Genomic DNA, 18,675 nt, shown 5'->3' with positions numbered 1-18,675 from the left:
AAAAAGTGTCGCATGACCAGTTCACACGACACTTTTTTCATCATTTTCTTTTTTAAATGTTCTTTGTACTCAAAAAGAGAGACTCACCAAGTTTTGACGATGAACTGAAGTTTTGTCCCATTCTTGTTCACCGTTTATTCTGTTGGTGCAGCGGCGTCATCAGGTCGAACGGAATTTGCATTTGCTCCATTGTCATTTCCATTTTCGGAACGGTTGTTAGATCCATTGTCATTCGCATTTCCATTGGAAGACGTATCATCATTCGGATCTGGCTGAGTTGGTTGATTGTTCTCTTCATCTTGCGGTTGTTCCGTCTCTTCTGGTGGTGTTGAAGGTTCTTCTTCGTTGTTGCTTTCTTCTGATGTGTCACGACCATTTTCTTTTGTTTCGTCTTGTTCTTCACCAAGATGATTTTCATCCGTTTCTTCGTCTTCCAATTCCTCTTCTGTCTCTTCTTCTTCGATTGCTACTCCGACTTGGACTTCTCTTGAAGTTGATTCTCCATCAGGTCTTGTTGCGGTGACTCGGAAATAATGGGTGGCATTTTTTTCAGGATTTGTCAAAGTAAATTGCATCTCACTTTGACTTTGTATCGTCGTGTAGTTCCCGTCATTTGTTCGATGGTCAATTTGGAAAGTAACGGACTCATTTTCTTCACTTTCATAATTCCAAGAAACGTAGATCGCATCCGCTTCTTCGTCGTATGTTGCTTGTAGCCCTGTAATTTCGTGAAGGGAGGTTTCTTCTTCCATCGAGATTGGTTCCGGACCGGTACCTTTCACGAACAATTCTACTGTCCGTGCACTATCAGGGGTGCCAGCGTGAGCCCGGCGTCCTGTATAACGATCAAGAACAATTTCTACGACGGAATCCGGTTTTTCAAAGTCCGGTGTGTCGATATTTTGAGACACATGACTCATCGTCAAGCGAAAAATTTCTTTGGCGATGTCTCGTTCTTGGCCGATCAAGTAATTTTCCCCTCGTTGACCACTAAATCCAGTCCAAACAGCTGCAGTATATTGGGTCGTATATCCACTAAACCAAACATCCGGTGCTCCACCTTGTGGAATACCAAAACGTTGTCTTTCATTGTCATCAAAGTTTGTCGTTCCTGTTTTTCCTGCCAGTGGAAGATTTGGAATGTTGGCTCCAGTTCCTGTTCCGCGAGTGACGACATCTTTCAACATATCGGTAATCATATACGCAGTATAGTCGCTCATGGCACGTTTCGATTCTGGTTCTAAAGTTAATGTACGCCCGTCCGGGAATTCAATTTTTCGAACGGCATATGGTTTTGTGTACATTCCATTGTTTCCAAAAGCGGCATAGGCACCTGCCATTTCCAAACTTGATACTTCCACTCCTCCACCAAGGGCAGCCGATTCATAAATTTCTCCTTCCATTGGGAGACCTAGCCCGCTAGCAAAGTTTTTTGCTTTCTCTAATCCCGTTGCTTGTAACGCTTTTACCGCTGGAACGTTAATAGAGCGAACAAGGGCTTCGCGCATGCTCACGGAACCTGAATGGGTTCTCGTGTAGTTACGAACCGGTGTCCCATCGGAATAAGTGTGAGGGCTGTCGTCAATTTGATGGAAGGTCGACCACTGATGATGTTCAATCGCCGGACCATAGTCCATAATTGGTTTAATGGTGGAACCAGGACTCGCTTTCGCATTTGCCGCATAATTGAAGCCACGCGCAACGTCTTGATTTTGACGATTCCCTACCATTGCTTTAATTTGTCCGGTTTTCGTATCGAGTAACGTAAAACCGACTTGAAAATCTTCGCTGTCCGGGTAGTAGCTAATATAGTTATTCGTTTGAATCACTTCTTCCGCGAAGTCTTGCGCATCACGATCAAGGGTGGTGTATATTTTTAAACCACCATTATAAAGGTCAGAGGTAGTAATCCCGTCAATTTCTTCAATTTCTTGTTGTACTTGGGTAATGAATGAATCATAGACCACTTCGTCTGGACGAGGATTGTAGTTGATTTGTTCTTCGATCGTGACTTCTTTCGCACGATTGCGATCCTCCTCTGATATAAATCCATGTGTATGCATCAGGTCGATGATCATATTGCGACGCTTTAAAGCGGCTTCCGGATTTTGAATCGGATGATAGTAGCTTGGACGTCTCGGAATAGCCGCAAGCAGTGCAGCATCTTCAATCGTTAATTCGGAAACTTCTTTATTAAAGTAAACACTTGCTGCTTCCCCAATCCCGTAGGATCTTTCATTAAAAAATATCATATTTAAATAGATTTCCAAAATTTGGTCTTTTGTATACATTTGCTCTAGTTTGATTGCTAAATATTGCTCTTGTATTTTCCGCGTTAACGTTTTGTCGAAGGTTAAAAAAGCATTTTTTACAACTTGCTGTGTAATCGTACTTGCACCTTCTGCACCGAAGCCATCGGTGATATTTTTCACAATCGCACCGAAAACTCGCTTAATGTCAATGCCAAAATGATCATAAAAGCGAACATCTTCCACTGCGATAAAGGCATTTTTGACATGATCCGGCACTTCTGTAATATCTACTAAATCTCGATTTTCTTCCGATTGGAGGCGGGTGACGAGCTCATCATTTTCATCATAAATTTCCGCTGCTTGGGATAATACGAGTTCATTTGGGTCAAGCTCAGGTGCTGATTGAATGATGACCGCTGCACTAATCGCACCTCCGGTGACAAGCAACAAACATAAAACAATAAAGGTGATCAGTATTTTTTTCCATAATGGAAATTTGTTTTTTGGAGTCGCTTTTTTACGTTTATTTTGTTTTTCTGCTCGTTTTCTTTTTTCCATTCGTGAACGATATTTTTCGCTCATTGTTTTCTTCCTTTCTTCGCTCTCATCAACAGGAATCATTTTTCAAATGATTAGACGCACGGGGAAGGAAAAGGTTACATATATAGCTATTGGTGAAAGTAGACATCTTCAACTACTTGTAAATAGTGAAGACGCGGAGCATAACTTTCTGGAATCAAATAACCCTCCGATTCAATGGCTTTCAAAGGAATAGATTTTCTCTGATGTTGAAAAAACCACGGTACAAAGTGCGTAACATCATATAAATATGTACGTTGTAACGTGGAAAATCGGACAATAAGAAACGAGATTCCCCCGTGTTCATGAACGGCTTGCATATGTTCTACTTGATGGGTGTGAAAGTTATTGAGCGGAATCGACGTTTTGTTTTTCGTTTCTTTTGCTTCAAAATCGATATATTTTCCTCGATAAATGCCGTTGTAGTCCGTCGTTGATGGTTGTTTAAAATAGGCTTCCGTAATTTTTGCGCTGCTTCTTTGCGGATAATCAACCGAAACGACTTGAATAGGCGTCGGTTTTTTATGAATAATCGCTTGATTCGTTGCGCGATAATATTTGTTCGATTCATTAATGTCTTCTTCTAATGTCATTCCTCTCTTTCCATGGGTAATCGCTGGAAAAGAGGAGCGGTTTTTATTTGCTTTCGTGATATTTGGTGTATATTTTTTTCCGTTTGGATAGTGAAATGTCAACGTATCATTCCCCTTTCTTCCTCTTCTCATCATTTCATATTAACATAAAAAGAGGAAAGATGGTGGATTTATCCCGCGCAGCGATCTCTCAAATCATTGATGACTTTAAAAAAAGGGAAGTGAAATGATATGATAGAAGCTAACAAAGGAGGGGTGATGTTGGCTGAAAAATCGATCAACCTTGGCTTTGGTAATATGATTCCTTCCGGGCGTATTACCACAATTGTAAGTGCCGACTCCTTGCCAACAAAGCGAATCATTCAAGAAGCACGTAAACAAAATAGACTGATTGATGTCACCAATGGGCGAAAAACAAGGAGCATTATTATTATTGATAGTGCACATGTCCTTTTATCAGCGATTCCTCCAGAAACAGTCGCCGAACGATTACATAACTAAAAACGTAGAACGTGTAGAATTGTTGCTAAAATCCTCTTTCTTATTCGATATATCACTAGTTTTGTCAAGTGAGAAGGGCTTTTTCTATATTAGTAAGAAGTGATATATACGATTTGAGAAGGAGGAGTATACACGTGACGACTGAACGGTTAAAAACAAAAGAAGTGGCAAAGGCATTAGGTGTTTCTCCGAGCACTGTGTTAAATTGGGTGAAGAAATATCACATTCCATATGAATTAAATGAAAACGGTCATTATTTATTTACTGAAACAGAACTGTCCCAATTGCGAGACATTCAAAATGAGAAAGCAGCAAAGCCTAAGGAAGAACCTCCCGTATCTGCCCAATATGTGGAAGAAAGACTAGCGAAAATGGAAGAGAAAATAAAAATTTTGGAGGCCATTGTTTCGAATAAAGCTGATGATATTGTCACTTTTCAACTGGTGGAGCATCGGAAAACGGTTCGTGACATTCAATCACGTCTCCAAAAAATAGAAGCACAAATGGTAAAATGGGAAAGTGAAAAGTCAACAAATAAAGAGGCAAAACAACCAAAAGAGAAGCCTTTTCTTGCTAATTTATTTTCGTTGTAACATGAAGAAATGGGGGAGAGACGATGGATGTGGAACGTTTACGTGAAAAAACAAAACAATTACAACAGTTGAATCAAGAAGCATTACAAATCTATGAAGAGACGATGAAGAAAAACCAATCCCCCGACTTTTATACCGAAGTAAAACCTTTTGCTGATGAAGTAAAAAAACATGCAGATGAATGGAAAGAGTTAGCGGAACAATGGATCATTCAATCTCACCCGAAATATTTCTACGTAAAACAAATTCAAGATACGTATGACAATATATTATATGCCTCCGTACTGGCATTTCAAACAGATACAAAAAAGAAACGTTTTCACGAAATGATTCAGTCAATTGACTATATTTTAGAAGGCATCTTGAAAGAATGAAAGACGTGACAAAAAAACAGGGGTGGCTTAAAAAACAGCCATCCCTATGGCTAAAACCTTCCTGATTTAAAAATGGCATAAAGTAGCCATAAAAACATCAAAAACGAAACAATAAAACTTATTTCAATAACAGGAAGACGAACGAGAAGGGAAGTTGAATCGCCAAAGGTAGAACCGATAATTAAACCAACCATAATGATACTGAAAGCAAGTAAGATGACACTAAAAGACAAGCGATTGCTAATTCGATCTAATTTATTTAAGAAAATCGATACTTTCGGCATATTGAGTTCAATGCCAATTCGTTCTTTATTTATTTTGGCAAGCACATCTCGAAGTTCGCGCGGGAGATCTAATAAATATTCTTTCTGTTTATTCCCTTCTTCGATCCATTCTTTTATTTTTGATTTCGGGTGCCATCGTTCTTTTGCAAGAATACGTCCATATGGCTCAGCAATTTCTAAGATGCTAATGTGTGGATCTAAATGTTCAACAACACTTTCTAACGTAATAATCGCTTTTGCAAGCATTGCGTATTCTTTATATATTTGTATGTCATAACGGTGAGCCGTAAAAAAAATATCATTCACGGCTTCCCCGAAACGTACATCTTGAAAAGACCGATCATAATATTTACTTAATAAATATTCTACATCTTCAGCAAATTGCTCATTGTCAATCGTGTCGGGAACGTGAGCCATTTCCCGAATCACTTGGGCTACTTGATAGGCATCATATCTTATTAGCGCAATCACAAAATCGATAAACTGTTTTCGCATCCTTTTATTTAAACGTCCCACTTGCCCAAAATCGATAAACGCCACTTTTCCTTTGTTCACAAATAAGAGATTGCCCGGATGAGGATCGCTATGAAAATAACCATCCATTAATACTTGATGTAAAAAAGCATCAATTAACGTGCGAGCTAATCGTTTCTTTTCTTCCGATGTATATTGTTCTTCGACTTCGGCTATTTTAAGCCCTTCGACAAATGACATCGTTAACACTCGTCGACTGCAATACCCGTCAATCGTTTCAGGAATGAACACATTGGGAACTTCCGTCATATTGTTTCGCATTTTTTCTGTATTTCTTGCTTCAATATAATAATCAATTTCATCGCGAATCGCTTCCACATATTCTTCGACAATGTCTTGTAATTGATAATATTTTGCCCACGAAAACCGTTGCGTGAGCAGCTTGGCTAAATCTCGAAGGATGTCAATATCCCGCTCAACGTCTTCTCTAATATTTGGACGCAACACTTTGACGGCTACTTTGGTATGATCGGGAAGAGTTGCAACGTGGACTTGACCGATGGAGGCAGCAGCTAAAGGTTCTTTATCAAAATGTAAAAAAAGTTCATCGATTGTATCATCTAAATCCGATTCAATCGTTTCTTTGACGATGTCGAATGAAAAAGGTTCTACTTCATCTTGAAGTTTTTCCAACTCTTCAATGATTTGAGGAGGGAACAAATCTTTTCGCGTACTAACTAATTGACCAAGTTTAATATAGGTTGGACCGAGTTCTTCCAAGACTCGTCGGATTCGCTTTCCAATCGAATGAACTTGGAACTCTTCCGTTGCGGTGGCGATGCGTTTAGGTAGTGATAAAATATGAAAGAGTCCCACTTCTTCCAATACGTAGCCAAAACCGTGCCTTGCCAATGTTGTGACGATTTTTCGATAACGATTAGCATGTTTCAACCCTTGTTTAAGTGCCATACTTTATTCCTTTCTTCCTCAAAGACTCTTTAATTTGAAGGTGGTTGTTCCTCTAATTTTCGTTCGATTTCTGCTAATCGCTCTTCAATTCGGTGAATATCTTTTTCGGTAGCAAAACCTAGCTCTTTTAATGTCCGTTCTATTCGCTCTTTCGTTTGTTGGGACCATTCTTCTTCCGTTTCAAGCCCTTTTTGGATGAGTTCTTCTTTCCATTCTTCTGCTTCTCGAGGGGTTATTTTACCGCGTGAAACGAGGTTATCTACATATGTTTGGATTTTTTCCTTACTGTATGCAGCTGCACCAATCCCAAGGAGAAATCCTCTTTTTAACATTTCATTCATTTTTCTTACCTCCTTTATCTTTCTACTCGTTATTTTACCAAAGTATTCTCTGGAACACATCATTTGTTCTTATGCGAGTTGTGTTTCAAAATAAAGAAGGGCCGTCAGAGACAGCCCAAAAATGAATTAATGATTTCGAATCATAGAAAAAATAAAATATATGAGAGACACAATGGAAATGATAGAAAGAACGACAAGGAAAAGCGGCTCTGCATCGCTCCAGGTAGCTTCCGCTGCAAATGCGGTGGAAGGGAAGAGAGCAAAGAGTGCCATCAGTAGAAAGATGCCCCATTTTTTCATCTGAATCCCCCTCTTTTTATGATAGTATGTAACAACAAGAATGGATTGTATTCGTTCCGCCATCATTATATAATTTGTTCTTAAAATAATCAATGCGTGTGAATGGATGACGATTCCTGTGGTATAATGGGTTCCATGAAAACTGTCTTAAAGCGAACTTTTTTCGTGCGAACAGTGGAAGTTTTAGAAATAGAAAGGAAAGTCTAAATGAGTAAGATACCAATTGAGGATATCATAATCGCAAATCAAACGTTAAAAGATGTAGTGACCCATACACCTCTGCAAAAAAATGAAGAGCTTTCAGAAAGATATGAAGCAAATGTGTACTTAAAAAGGGAAGATCTTCAAGTAGTTCGCTCCTTTAAAATTCGGGGTGCTTATCATTTAATGCACAGTTTGGAGGACGATCAGTTAAAAAATGGCGTTGTTTGTGCAAGTGCAGGCAATCATGCCCAAGGGGTGGCATATTCTTGTAAGGCTCTTAAAATATACGGAAAAATTTTTATGCCGACAACGACGCCAAGGCAAAAAGTGAATAAAGTTCGCTCCTTTGGACGAGAGTATGTGGATGTCATTTTAACCGGAGATACTTTTGATGATTCTTATCATGAAGCGATATCTTATTGTGAAAAACACAACATGGCGTTTATCCATCCCTTTGACAATGAGAAAATTATTGCTGGACAAGGGACGGTTGGGTTAGAGATTATGAATGATATTGAAACTCCCATTGATTATCTCTTTTGTTCGATCGGAGGAGGGGGATTGTTATCTGGCGTTGGTACGTATATCAAATCCATCTCTCCATCGACAAAAATTATTGGAGCGGAACCTGCAGGCGCACCGGGAATGAAAGCGTCTCTTGAAAAGAAAGAAGTGGTAGAATTAAAGAAAATTGATAAGTTTGTTGACGGTGCAGCGGTGCAGCGAGTGGGGGATTTAACGTTTGAAGTTTGCCAAACGATTTTGGATGATATATGTCTCGTACCTGAAGGAAAAATATGTACGACAATTTTAGAGTTATATAATGAAAATGCCATTGTGGCGGAACCAGCAGGAGCGATGCCAATCTCTGCTCTTGATTTTTATAAAGAAGAAATAAAGGGGAAGACGGTTGTTTGCGTGATTAGTGGAGGAAATAATGACATCGGTCGCATGGAAGAAATGACGGAGCGGTCTCTACAATATGAAGGCCTTCAACATTATTTTATTGTCGATTTTCCTCAACGGGCAGGAGCATTGCGGGAATTTCTCCATGAAGTGCTTGGACCGAATGATGATATTACGCGCTTTGAATACAATAAAAAGAACAATAAGCCGAATGGCCCTGCTTTAGTTGGAATCGAGCTCATTGATCCAAATGATTATAAACTTTTAATTGAGCGAATGGAGAAAAAAGGATTTCATTATCAAGAAATTAATAAAGAAGAGAGTTTATTTCACTTTCTCATCTAGGGAGGTGAGGTTTGGATGATTGTCAATGACCGTGGTGATTACTTCGAATGGATTGACCAACACGAACACGCTCGAATTAGTGGTCTATTATTTCTCGAATGGAAAGATCCGGAAATAGAAAGCTCATCGCTCAGGGAAGTGTTGTACCATGCCATTCGTTATCATGATCGTGCTTGGATCTCGTTAGACCGAAACCCAAAGTGGAATGAGTTAGAAAATCGGCCTTATTCTTTTATTGACTATCCGGAAAAAGAGAAATTGAAGGCGTACGAACGCGGAATTGATGAATCAACGAAAGAGCATGTTTATTGTGGATTGTTATCGAGCAGACATTATGTGTCTTTTTTTCCACATCCGACCTCCACATTCGCGCAACAATTTGTAAAAAGAGAAAAAGAAAGACAACAGTTATTAAGAAAGAAAGTGCCTATTCCTTTAGAGGAAGAAGAGCAACATTTCAAATTACTGCAATGGATGGATGATATTTCTTTATATATGTGTATGAATCAGCCTGGCGCAACGAAAGAAGAAGAGATTTCTTGGTTTCGACACGGTTTTCGTCATACGTTTCCTTTTTTAAACGAACAAATGATCATTGCGTCATTTGTATCAGCGGATACGATTCAACTAGAACCGTTTCCCTTTCAGAGAAGCGGAATACACGTGACAATAGAAACAGCCCACATCGATAAAAAAACGATACAACAAGATTCCTTTCACAGTGCTTTTCGGGAAAGAAAAAAAGAAAAGCGGGCGTTTCAACTCGTCTCTTCAAGGAAGGAGGCGTTGTAATGGAAGAAAAAAGTGAGGAAGAGTTAAAGGAAGAGATGTCAAGCCAAAACTCTTTCGTTTTGTTTTTATATTCTCCTTTTTGTGGAACGTGTCAATTGGCGGAACGAATGGTGGAGGTACTCGAAAAATTGTATCCATCCATTCCGTTTGTAAAAGGGAATGTAAATCTTTTACCTGCATACGTACACACGTATCAAGTAACAAGTATTCCTGCCTTACACGTGTGCCAGGATGGAAAAGTGGTTAAAAAAATTTACGCTTTTCATTCTGTCCCTTCTCTTATGATGCGACTAGATTCTTTTTTACACCTGAGCGAAGCAGATAGAAAGGAGGGCAATGGATGCAAGCGATGAAATTCTCATTAAAAGAGATGAACAACGATCACATCGTTCATTTGGAAGATTTGAAAGGAACGCCCATTCTTCTCACATTTTGGACTTCTTGGTGTCCGGACTCCGCTTTCGATTTAATGAAAAAACAAGCATTGTACGAGCATATGGATCCAAATCGACTGAAAATGCTCATGATTAATGTGATCGGAAGAGAACGTGAAGCAAACAGTCCACAGAAGTTTATTGAAAAGAACGGTTTTACTTTTCCAGTCGTAATGGATGAAGGGAGAAAAACATACGATGCGTACGGTTGTGAAGGGGTTCCTTCTACGTTTATTTTAAATGAACGACTGGAAATTGTTCATTCCTACGGAGAAAAAGCCACTTTTATAGAAATAATGGAAGGGGTCAATCAGGTCATAAATACGTAAACGTGTGTGAAATGAGGCTGAGACAAAAGTATATGACTCATAAAGAAATCCGAACTATCCATTAGCTCGGATTTTCTTTTTTAGAGCAGTTAACCTATACTAGCGTAGGCAGAATGCGCAGACTTCTGCGTGTAGGGTAAATGGAGACGGACTAAAACCGCGACGTCTTGTCGCAACGTCCGCTACTCACACGTCCTGTGCGTCGGAAGACCCAAAGAGCGGTGGTTTCCCGCGGGAGGCCGTGTCCGCGGAAGCGAAGTATTCTGCCGAAGCGGTAATCATTGTTCGTATTTTGATTGGAATGATTTCGTTATGTCCCAACCACAATCGTTTATTGTTAAGACGGTTGTCTTCCGTTTTGTAAAATGCTTTTCATTTGATCACTATTGGGATAATCGTTTGCTTCATACTGTCGAACCACTTTACTAATATCGTAGGAAACACGCTCAATGGAAGCTGTAACGGATTGTTCTTCAATTGTTAGTAAGGCATAAGAAGGTCGAGGATCTCCATCAAAAGGAAGTCCGACGCTCCCGGTATTAATAAACGTACGTCCATTTACTTTGCGGATAAACGGCGTGTGAATGTGACCGTATACAATGACATTTGCGTCACTGTTCGTTACGAGCTGTTCTAATTCTTCATCGGAGGCAGAAGATAACACTGTTTCAAATAAGCTACGTGGTGTTGCGTGAAAGGCATGCATTGTCACATGATCGGTGAACTTTTCATAAAACGACTCTGGTAAGTTTTCAAGATAGTGAATATCGTCCGAAGTTAATCGCTCTAATGCCCATTCACGTTCTTGTCTCATTAAAGGCAATAAATGTTCTGGCGCTTCTCCTTTTTGGATTCCTCGCACGATCCATTCATCCGCATTTCCTTTTAATACTTTCGCCGGAATCGAACGAATCGTCTCTAAAGTGTTTTTCGGCTCGGGCCCTCGATAACAAAGGTCACCAAGAATATAGACGTGCCGGATATTTTTATCTCGTATATCTTTTAACACGGCTTTTAACGCCCGAGCATTCCCGTGAATATCTGATAGTAACGCAATTTGCACGTTGAATCCCCCCTTTGTCCATTCTCTATTATACAATATTTCAGAAAAGAATGAATGCTTTCTCAATCATTTTCCAGAACTCATCTAACGCGAACTGTTATTGAATATGATACAATCACAAGTAAAAGAAGATCGGAAAAGAGAAAAGGAAGGAGTGATGGCGATGAAAATTGTCGCTATTGAACCGACACCGAGCCCAAATACGATGAAAATCACTTTAGATAAAGTACTTCCTTCAGGAAAAAGAAACAATTACACAATGAAGAATAAAGAGGAAGCACCAGCCCTTATCCAAGCGATTTTAGATATAGAAGGTGTAAAGGGGGTTTATCATGTCGCTGACTTTATGGCCATTGAAAGGCATCCTAAAGCACAGTGGCAGAGCCTCTTACAAGAAGTGCGTTCTTTATTTGGAGAAGAAACGGAAAGTACCAGTAGTCCTATAACAGAAGAAGCTTTTGGAGAAGTACAAGTGTTTATTCAAATGTTTCGCTCCATTCCAATGCAAGTAAAAGTCGTTTCTGGCGAGGAAGAATTTCGCCAAGGATTACCGGAACGATTTCAAACGGCAGTTTTCCAAGCAGAAAAATTTGGTGGAAATATTGTGATGGAACGAAAATGGAAAGAAGCCGGTGTTCGCTATGGTAGTGATTTGAAAGAAATCGGGGAGGAAGTCAAAGAGGAAATTGCTGCAGCTTACCCGGAAGATCGCTTAGAACGTTTAGTGAAACTCGCAGAAAAAGGCGAAGACGCGCGTAAGACAGAGAAACGCTTTAAGAAAGTCACTTTGGAGATGTTCGACCAACCAGATTGGAGAGAACGATACGCGTTGTTAGAACAGTTGGATCCAACAGAAGATGACTTACCGTTACTGGAGAAAGCCCTTGAAGACGAAAAATCGTCGATACGAAGATTAGCAGTTGTTTATTTAGGAATGATTGAAAAACCAGTTGTTCTTCCACTCTTACGAAAAGCATTACAAGATCCGTCGGTCACCGTCCGGAGAACTGCAGGAGATTGTTACTCCGATTTAGGAGATCCACGAGGGATTCCTGATATGATCGAAGCGTTAAACGACAAAAATAAGCTCGTTCGCTGGCGTGCTGCCATGTTTTTATATGAAGTAGGAGATGAATCGGCAATACCTGCTTTAAAGAAAGCCGCAAACGACCCAGAATTTGAAGTGGCCATGCAAGCGAAATTAGCGTTAGAGCGAATAGAACGTGGTGAAGAAGCAAAAGGTTCAGTTTGGAAGCAAATGACAGAGCATTTAGAAGAAAGCAGACAAGGAAAGGAATCGTGACAGTGCGTGACTTACCATCGGAACGGATCTCCAAAAAAGCTCTTTCTGTGTGGAGAATAAAAGCAGCGTTAGAAATATGTGTGTTACTCGTCCTTGTTGTCGTCTTGTTTATCTTCACGCTACGTTTTGCGTGGCCCCTTTATCTTCCGTGGATTGGCGTTATCCTTCTTTTGTTGTTTTCTTTTTGGCATGTCGTTATTTTTCCTCAGTGGAAGTGGAGAAAATGGCGCTATGCCGTGTATGAGAAAGAAATTGAACTGTTGAGAGGAATTTTTATCGAAAAACATACGGTGATCCCGATGAATCGGGTACAACACGTTGACACGGAACAAGGGCCCATTTATAAAAAGTTTGGCTTACGAGCGGTGACGATATCTACCGCAGCCGGCGTCCATGAAATCCCTGCATTAACGGAAGAGACGGCACAATCGTTGCGGGATAAAATTGCAACTTTAGTTGGGATGGATGAAGAGGATGAATGATTGGAGCAGACTTCCTGTAATCGCTCTTTTGTTTATGTTTTTGTCTCGAATCAAAGAATTTATTGTTCCCCTAATCATTAGTTTGTTTGCGGGTGGAACGAATCCAACGATGACATTTACACGCTGGCTGTTTCCGTTTTTGATCACCATTCTTCTTCTTCACAGTGTTTTTTATTGGTTGTTTTTTCGCTATCGCCTTGATGATCACCAATTGATTGTAAAACAAGGTGTGTTTATTAAAAAGAATCGCTATATCAAAAAAGAACGAGTCCAATCGGTTGATATGACCTCCAGTGTGTTACATCGCTTATTTCGCGTCGGAAAATTAAGTATTGAAACCGCTGGAGGAGGATTGGAAGCAGAAGCGGTGTTTCCGGCCATCGGTCAAGGTGAGGCAGAGAAAATTCGTCGCTATTTCCATGACGAAAATTTTTTACAAAAGTCGGAAGAAGACGGTGAAGAAGGAAGAGAGGAGTGGACATATCGGGTACCGACGAAAAACATCTTCCTTGCTGGTCTTACCTCTGGTAAAATCGGAATTGTCGTATCTGCCGGAGCAGCCTTTTTAACCCAAGTGGATCAGTTTATTTCTGATGATTTTTATGAAAGAACGGCTGGAATGATGATGGCTTTAGGGATGACACTGATCCTTGTGATTGCCCTCTTCCTTCTTTTGATTACTTGGCTCGTCTCGGTCTTGTTAACAGTAATAAAATATGGAAATTTTACCATTACGAAACGTGAGAATAAAATAACGATTACGCGAGGTTTATTGGAAAAGCGCGAATTAACGTTGTCTTTGGAGCGAATAACGAGTGTGCGTTACTTGACCCATCCGCTTCGACAAATATTTGGTTGGTGGAGCATTTATGTTGATAGCGCCGGCGGGGGAAAAGAAGAAGAGATGTTATCGACCTTACTTCTTCCTCTTGGGAGTAAAGAAGAAGCACAAACATTGATGAGACAACTCATTCCGGAAGCGACAATGCCAGAAACAATCGTACGACTTCCAAAACGAGCAAGGGAGCGATACATTTTTCGCACCTCGATTATCCCGTGGCTGCTCGTTCCAATTGCTTTCTGGCTTCCAAATGGTTATTTTTATATAGTTGTTCCGTTTTTGTTTATGTATCTTGGATATCGTCGCTATAAGGATTCCGGGTATGAGTTGTTCAATGATCGCGCGGTCGTACAAAATCGCAACTTCCAACTTAGTGTCAGTATATTACCACGTCGTTATATCCAGTCCATGTCCCTTTCGCAAACATTTTTTCAAAAACGAAAGGAATTGTATACGTTAGAGATGAGGATTCTTACTTCCAGTGGAGGACGAATGTTTCGTTTAAAGGATATGGAACGAATGTCAGCAAAAGATCCATTTCAATGGTATAGAAAAAAACAATAGCGAGATGGTTCGCCATTTCGCTATTGTTTTTTATCTTTTGTGTATGAGTTCGTGTAGGTAGCGATGGACCGTTTCCCTGTGTCCGTTGTGCATTCAAAGCGATCGTACACATAATCCTCCCGCTTTGGATACAGAATTCGTTCATAGTGATGTTGTACATGTAACGTTTCCGTTTGGTTTTGTAACGTGATGAAATTCACACCACGGAACGTCGTCGTTCCTTCGGCAGCTAGCAATTCAAGGAGAAGACGATTGTGACAGTAGACAACATGAGAAGGATCGAAACCAAACTTTTTTAACTCATACAGTAAACTTTTCTTTGCGGGTACTTCTAATTCATTTAACATCATCGTAAACGGTTCGAATTGTTTTTGATGGATACGAACCCAATCATTTAGCTCGAGTTCGTAAGTCTTTCCTTTCTTATCAATGAATTGTAAATCGTTTTTATAATGAACACTCACCCATCCTTTGTCTTTATGATAGACTTCAAATTCAAAAGGACAACCTTCCAACACAAGTGTTTCTCCACTTCTAGGTTCCAATAAAAACACGATATCGTCATCTGAGAGAAGGCGGTAATATGTGTATGGCTCTTCAATTTCTTCTCTTTTTTCCGTCATGCTTTGAAGAGTTAGCTCTTGAAAAGGTGATGCAAGCGTTCCGTATTGCATGCTGATTTTTAACCATTCTTCTGCTTCTTCTATTTCATCCATCGTTTGGTCGTACAAATGTTGGATTTTCGTTTCTATTGCTCGTAAAACAGATTCCTCATAGGTGAGATCTTCTAAAAAATGATCTGTTGCATGAATCTGACTACCGCTTACGATCTGATCTGTATGTTTTATCTCTTGTAGTGAATCGACCGCATCAATATGAGGTACATGTACCACTCCTTGAATGTGTACTTTTCCTGTCCAAATTTTTCTAGGAGGGGTATTCACTTCTTCTAAACGTCCATAATATACCCCTTCTTTTCCTTTGTCTACAATGACCGTATGACCGATATGTTTTTTTGCTTCCGTACGATTCATGGAAACCCTCACTTTAAAATATTTTCGCTATTACTTCTAGATGCATTTTAACTCTTTTCATTATAAAGAATGAGAGGATAAAAAAACAATACATTCACGCACGTTGCTTGGCTAAGTAATCAAGAATCCCCATCGAACATATGAGCATATCGCTGGAAATTGCTTTCATTAACAAGTCATCTTCTTCCACGTGGTTTATTTTGTAATAGGCTTTAATTTCTTTGATTAGTTCCTTTGCTAAATCTTCATGGTTGCGACCTTGTTGCTGTATTTCTTTTCCTTTCTCAACGAAAATAGGAAGCCAATAAGATATTTGTTTCCGCACATTTTCCACGTTGCTACTTGCGCTGTAATGTCCGAAAAAAATGCGAGATGGCTTGTAAGACAAAATGGAGGAAAGAGAATTGGTCATTGCTTCTGGATCAAATTGATTGGGGGAAGTGGAAGGAAGATAGATTTCTCTCCCATGTTTCCATGCTTCTACGTAATGAACCCCAATCGTATCTCCAACAAACATCCCGTTGGTTCGTTTATCAAAAATACTAAAATGATGTTTCGCATGACCAGGTGTATCAAGGAAGACAAGGGTGCGTCCGCTAGGTAATGTTAACGTTTCTTCATGGTCTTTTTGAATGACTTTCTCTGCTGGAACAGGTACGACCGGTTCAAACAGATCATCAAATACTTCCCCATACACTGCTCTTGCACCTTGCGTCAAACGGCTTGGATCGATTAAATGTTTTCCACCACGAGGATGCACGACTAGTTTAGCGTTTGGTGCTTCTTGTAAGAGAAGACCTGCACCGCCAGCATGATCAAGATGAACGTGTGTCACAATGACGTATGTAATGTCTTCTAAACTTTTCCCTAAACTAGTGATAGCTTTTTTAATATGAGGGACGGAAATGCTTGGTCCTGTGTCAATGAGAGTGACTTTTTCTTCGTTAAAAATGTACGTACCGGTACGATTTGGCATGTGCAAATCAAAACCATCGGCAATCCAAATATTATCTGTAATAAGTTCTAATTTACTTCCGCTCATATCAATACCTCCAGTTTTACTATTTATCTTTCAAAGCATCTTGGCTGTATCTTTTTTCTGTTAATTTTAGCAATTGGTCCATTTTTTCAACTTTCACGCGTTCACTTTCATGACGAAGCTTTTTTATCGTCACTTCCATATGGACAAGCGCTTCGTATACTTTCTCAAAACGCTCTTGTTGGTGATTTTTGGAAAGAGAAAGATACGTTTCGATCAGAGACGGAATGTCTTGTTGTAGCATTCTTTTTATCATGTAACGTTCTTCAATGTCAAAGTAATGATAGACCGGTTCCACTCGTTTCATTTCTTCCAATAGCTCCGTTAAACGGTTCGTTAACATGTCATCTAATGTTTGCCACTCCATCGTTAGCTTGTTCTCTAATGAGTGAACGAGTGAGAAAGGGTGTTCCCCGTCCTTTGACTCCGTTTTTTTGGCCGGTGTGCTAGATGGAGGAGTGGCACTGATTGCTCTTCCGAATAAGGCATCATCCAATATTTCAAGCTTGTAAAACACGGTTTGAAAGTGAGAAGAATGTTTAATACTACGGATGTACGTTTGTCCATTTTTTAAATATTGAACCGTTGCGTCCTTTAAACGGTTTTTCCTTTTGTTTGCGTCGATTCCTTTCCGCAAATAGTCTATTACAATACGTTTTTTAATGGCTGCTTCGGAAGACGGAGTTTCGTAAGCTAACATTTTCATTCGTTTTCTATTCACTTTCAAACGAAAGCGGAATGTTTTCCCGTTTTTTTTAAATTGTTGGGCATGTTTGACCCGTTCTGCATGTTCAATTAACCGGTCAAGCGCGCTTTCAATTTCCATGACGATATCAAGACCATGTGCCTCGGTGAAAATATGATCTTCTACTGGTCGCAAGTGATCTGGAAGCCATCTTTCAATCCACGGATGTGTGAGCCAGTCTTTAGCCAAAGAGATCACCTATTTTCATTCTAACAATTTTCTTTTCATCTGTTCATTTAATTGATCTAATTCCGCAATGAATTTTTTTCCTGTTTGTACGATTCGTTCATTTGATTCTTCTGTTAATTGGATCGCACTGTAAACATCTTCATATGCTTTTTTAAAGGTCTCAATCGCAACAGCTGGTTCTTCCAATGTTTTCAACGTATCTTCTGTATTGGTTTTCAACATTTCTGCGTTTTTCAAAATCATATTTTCGGTCGTTTCATTGACGTTTTGCACAGCGGTAATCACTTTTCGTTGATTACCGAGAGCAAGCTGAATGGAGGCTGTCACGGTAATAATATTTTTCGTCATGGTGATCGCATTAAAGATAGCTTCTTCTAACTTTTCGTTATTGTCAAGGATTAAATCGACGGATGCAAGGGATTGTTGCAACACCATGACAGCTTGGGTCATGTTTTTAATACGAGAAATTACTTTTTCTTGTCCTTTTTGAAGGGCAGTTGGATGATCGCGCCACTCTTCCTTTGTCATTTCTTGTTCTAACATCTCGTTTAACGTCTTACCCGTTTCAATTTGTACTTCTAAATCTGCAATGCGCTTTTTGGCGGTTTCTTTTAATTGCTCTAACATGATGTTGTCTTCTTGCAATTTATCTTTACCGGCAAGTAACGCTTCAATAATATTTTCGACCTGTGCTTCCACCGTTTCATATTTTTGGGCATATTGCTCGATAGGACTTCGGCGTAAAATTTTATTTAGTGCTTGTCTCCATTTGCTTTCTTCTAAAAAGTCAGGTTCTAACTCGCCAACTACTTCTTTTAATTCGTGCAATTTATTAGGTAACTCATTATCTTTTTGATGAAGCATATCGCGAATGGGTGTCTTTAAAGCGGCTAATGAATCGCCTGCGCGCTCTTGTTCCACTTCACCGAGACTTCCAAGGGCGGACAGAAGCGAATCGGTATCTTTTAACTCTTTAAACTGCTGAAAATAACTTTCAGCTTTTTCTTTCGCCGCTTCCGATTGATTTTGTTCTTCTCTCACATGTCTTCCTCCTTTGGGTCATTTTTCTTTCCATTTCACCGATGGTTCTTTATAATTTACTATTATAGCATTTCTCAACATGATTCGTATTTAACAACACTTTG

At 39.6% G+C, this 18,675-nt stretch carries 20 protein-coding genes; 10 read left to right on the top strand and 10 right to left on the bottom strand.

Annotation, left to right across the window (positions count from 1 at the left end; translation table 11 throughout):
• Nucleotides 1–134 precede the first annotated feature (134 nt).
• Complete coding sequence (locus GJS40_RS09020; protein ID WP_270897544.1) at nt 135–2,834, bottom strand: PBP1A family penicillin-binding protein; 2,700 nt, start codon at nt 2,832–2,834, stop codon at nt 135–137.
• A gap of 86 nt (nt 2,835–2,920) precedes the next feature.
• A complete protein-coding gene (gene recU / locus GJS40_RS09015) occupies nt 2,921–3,526 on the bottom strand; it encodes a Holliday junction resolvase RecU (RefSeq protein ID WP_270897543.1) in 606 nt (201 codons plus the stop codon).
• A gap of 156 nt (nt 3,527–3,682) precedes the next feature.
• On the opposite strand from recU, the gene GJS40_RS09010 reads away from it, so the two are divergent.
• From GJS40_RS09010 to GJS40_RS09000, 3 genes are all read left to right on the top strand, one after another.
• Nucleotides 3,683–3,925: an extracellular matrix/biofilm biosynthesis regulator RemA family protein gene (locus tag GJS40_RS09010; protein WP_377901948.1), complete on the top strand. Its 243-nt coding sequence runs from the start codon at nt 3,683–3,685 to the stop codon at nt 3,923–3,925.
• Nucleotides 3,926–4,059: 134 nt separating this feature from the next.
• The gene (locus GJS40_RS09005) at nt 4,060–4,518 is read left to right on the top strand and encodes a helix-turn-helix domain-containing protein (protein WP_270897541.1); all 459 of its coding nucleotides are present in this window, start codon (nt 4,060–4,062) and stop codon (nt 4,516–4,518) included.
• A 23-nt stretch (nt 4,519–4,541) separates the two neighbouring features.
• Nucleotides 4,542–4,892, top strand: a complete 351-nt coding sequence (locus tag GJS40_RS09000) for a YppE family protein (protein ID WP_270897540.1) — start codon at nt 4,542–4,544, stop codon at nt 4,890–4,892.
• Between the two features lie 50 nt (nt 4,893–4,942).
• Here the strand turns inward: GJS40_RS09000 and GJS40_RS08995 are convergent, their stop codons facing one another.
• From GJS40_RS08995 to GJS40_RS08985, 3 genes are all read right to left on the bottom strand, one after another.
• Nucleotides 4,943–6,619 (bottom strand): ABC1 kinase family protein, encoded by a 1,677-nt coding sequence (locus tag GJS40_RS08995; RefSeq protein WP_270897539.1) that lies wholly within the window; start codon nt 6,617–6,619, stop codon nt 4,943–4,945.
• 29 nt (nt 6,620–6,648) lie between these two features.
• On the bottom strand, nt 6,649–6,960 hold the full coding sequence (locus GJS40_RS08990; protein WP_270897538.1) for a phasin family protein: 312 nt from the start codon (nt 6,958–6,960) through the stop codon (nt 6,649–6,651).
• 126 nt (nt 6,961–7,086) lie between these two features.
• Nucleotides 7,087–7,260, bottom strand: coding sequence for a hypothetical protein (locus GJS40_RS08985; protein ID WP_270897537.1), 174 nt, complete (start codon nt 7,258–7,260; stop codon nt 7,087–7,089).
• Nucleotides 7,261–7,467: 207 nt separating this feature from the next.
• Between GJS40_RS08985 and ilvA the strand changes: the two genes are divergently transcribed.
• From ilvA to GJS40_RS08965, 4 genes are read left to right on the top strand one after another with little or no spacing between them, the layout of a single operon-like run.
• Nucleotides 7,468–8,715 (top strand): threonine ammonia-lyase IlvA, encoded by a 1,248-nt coding sequence (ilvA, locus tag GJS40_RS08980; protein WP_270897536.1) that lies wholly within the window; start codon nt 7,468–7,470, stop codon nt 8,713–8,715.
• Between the two features lie 15 nt (nt 8,716–8,730).
• Nucleotides 8,731–9,507 (top strand): DUF3891 family protein, encoded by a 777-nt coding sequence (locus tag GJS40_RS08975; RefSeq protein WP_270897535.1) that lies wholly within the window; start codon nt 8,731–8,733, stop codon nt 9,505–9,507.
• On the top strand, nt 9,507–9,860 hold the full coding sequence (locus GJS40_RS08970; RefSeq protein WP_270897534.1) for a thioredoxin family protein: 354 nt from the start codon (nt 9,507–9,509) through the stop codon (nt 9,858–9,860). Before GJS40_RS08975 ends, GJS40_RS08970 begins: the two co-directional genes overlap by 1 nt.
• Nucleotides 9,848–10,270 carry a TlpA disulfide reductase family protein gene (locus GJS40_RS08965; protein ID WP_270897533.1) on the top strand — a complete coding sequence of 141 codons (423 nt, stop codon included), beginning with the start codon at nt 9,848–9,850 and terminating at the stop codon, nt 10,268–10,270. Before GJS40_RS08970 ends, GJS40_RS08965 begins: the two co-directional genes overlap by 13 nt.
• A 337-nt stretch (nt 10,271–10,607) precedes the next feature.
• On the opposite strand, the gene GJS40_RS08960 is transcribed toward GJS40_RS08965, so the two are convergent.
• A complete protein-coding gene (locus tag GJS40_RS08960) occupies nt 10,608–11,333 on the bottom strand; it encodes a metallophosphoesterase family protein (RefSeq protein WP_270897532.1) in 726 nt (241 codons plus the stop codon).
• 163 nt (nt 11,334–11,496) lie between these two features.
• Here GJS40_RS08960 and GJS40_RS08955 point away from each other — a divergent pair, with 163 nt between their 5' ends.
• The 3 genes from GJS40_RS08955 to GJS40_RS08945 are packed head-to-tail and all read left to right on the top strand — an operon-like array spanning nt 11,497 to nt 14,523.
• Nucleotides 11,497–12,636 (top strand): conserved virulence factor C family protein, encoded by a 1,140-nt coding sequence (locus GJS40_RS08955; protein ID WP_270897531.1) that lies wholly within the window; start codon nt 11,497–11,499, stop codon nt 12,634–12,636.
• The gene (locus GJS40_RS08950) at nt 12,633–13,118 is read left to right on the top strand and encodes a PH domain-containing protein (protein WP_270897530.1); all 486 of its coding nucleotides are present in this window, start codon (nt 12,633–12,635) and stop codon (nt 13,116–13,118) included. The genes GJS40_RS08955 and GJS40_RS08950 overlap by 4 nt, the downstream gene beginning before the upstream one ends.
• On the top strand, nt 13,111–14,523 hold the full coding sequence (locus tag GJS40_RS08945; RefSeq protein WP_270897529.1) for a PH domain-containing protein: 1,413 nt from the start codon (nt 13,111–13,113) through the stop codon (nt 14,521–14,523). The genes GJS40_RS08950 and GJS40_RS08945 overlap by 8 nt, the downstream gene beginning before the upstream one ends.
• Nucleotides 14,524–14,543: 20 nt before the next feature.
• On the opposite strand, the gene GJS40_RS08940 is transcribed toward GJS40_RS08945, so the two are convergent.
• The 4 genes from GJS40_RS08940 to GJS40_RS08925 form a co-directional block, all read right to left on the bottom strand.
• Nucleotides 14,544–15,557: a DUF2777 family protein gene (locus tag GJS40_RS08940; protein ID WP_270897528.1), complete on the bottom strand. Its 1,014-nt coding sequence runs from the start codon at nt 15,555–15,557 to the stop codon at nt 14,544–14,546.
• 94 nt (nt 15,558–15,651) lie between these two features.
• On the bottom strand, nt 15,652–16,599 hold the full coding sequence (locus GJS40_RS08935; RefSeq protein WP_270897527.1) for an MBL fold metallo-hydrolase: 948 nt from the start codon (nt 16,597–16,599) through the stop codon (nt 15,652–15,654).
• Between the two features lie 19 nt (nt 16,600–16,618).
• The gene (locus GJS40_RS08930) at nt 16,619–17,530 is read right to left on the bottom strand and encodes a hypothetical protein (protein WP_270897526.1); all 912 of its coding nucleotides are present in this window, start codon (nt 17,528–17,530) and stop codon (nt 16,619–16,621) included.
• Nucleotides 17,531–17,545: 15 nt separating this feature from the next.
• Complete coding sequence (locus GJS40_RS08925; protein WP_270897525.1) at nt 17,546–18,571, bottom strand: toxic anion resistance protein; 1,026 nt, start codon at nt 18,569–18,571, stop codon at nt 17,546–17,548.
• Between the last annotated feature and the right edge of the window lie 104 nt (nt 18,572–18,675).

Origin of the sequence: Aliibacillus thermotolerans (assembly GCF_027853235.1) — a bacterium.
GTDB classification, from domain to species: Bacteria; Bacillota; Bacilli; order Bacillales; family Marinococcaceae; genus Aliibacillus; species Aliibacillus thermotolerans.
Note: the sequence above shows the minus strand (reverse complement) of the source record. Positions and strands in the feature narration are given on the sequence as shown.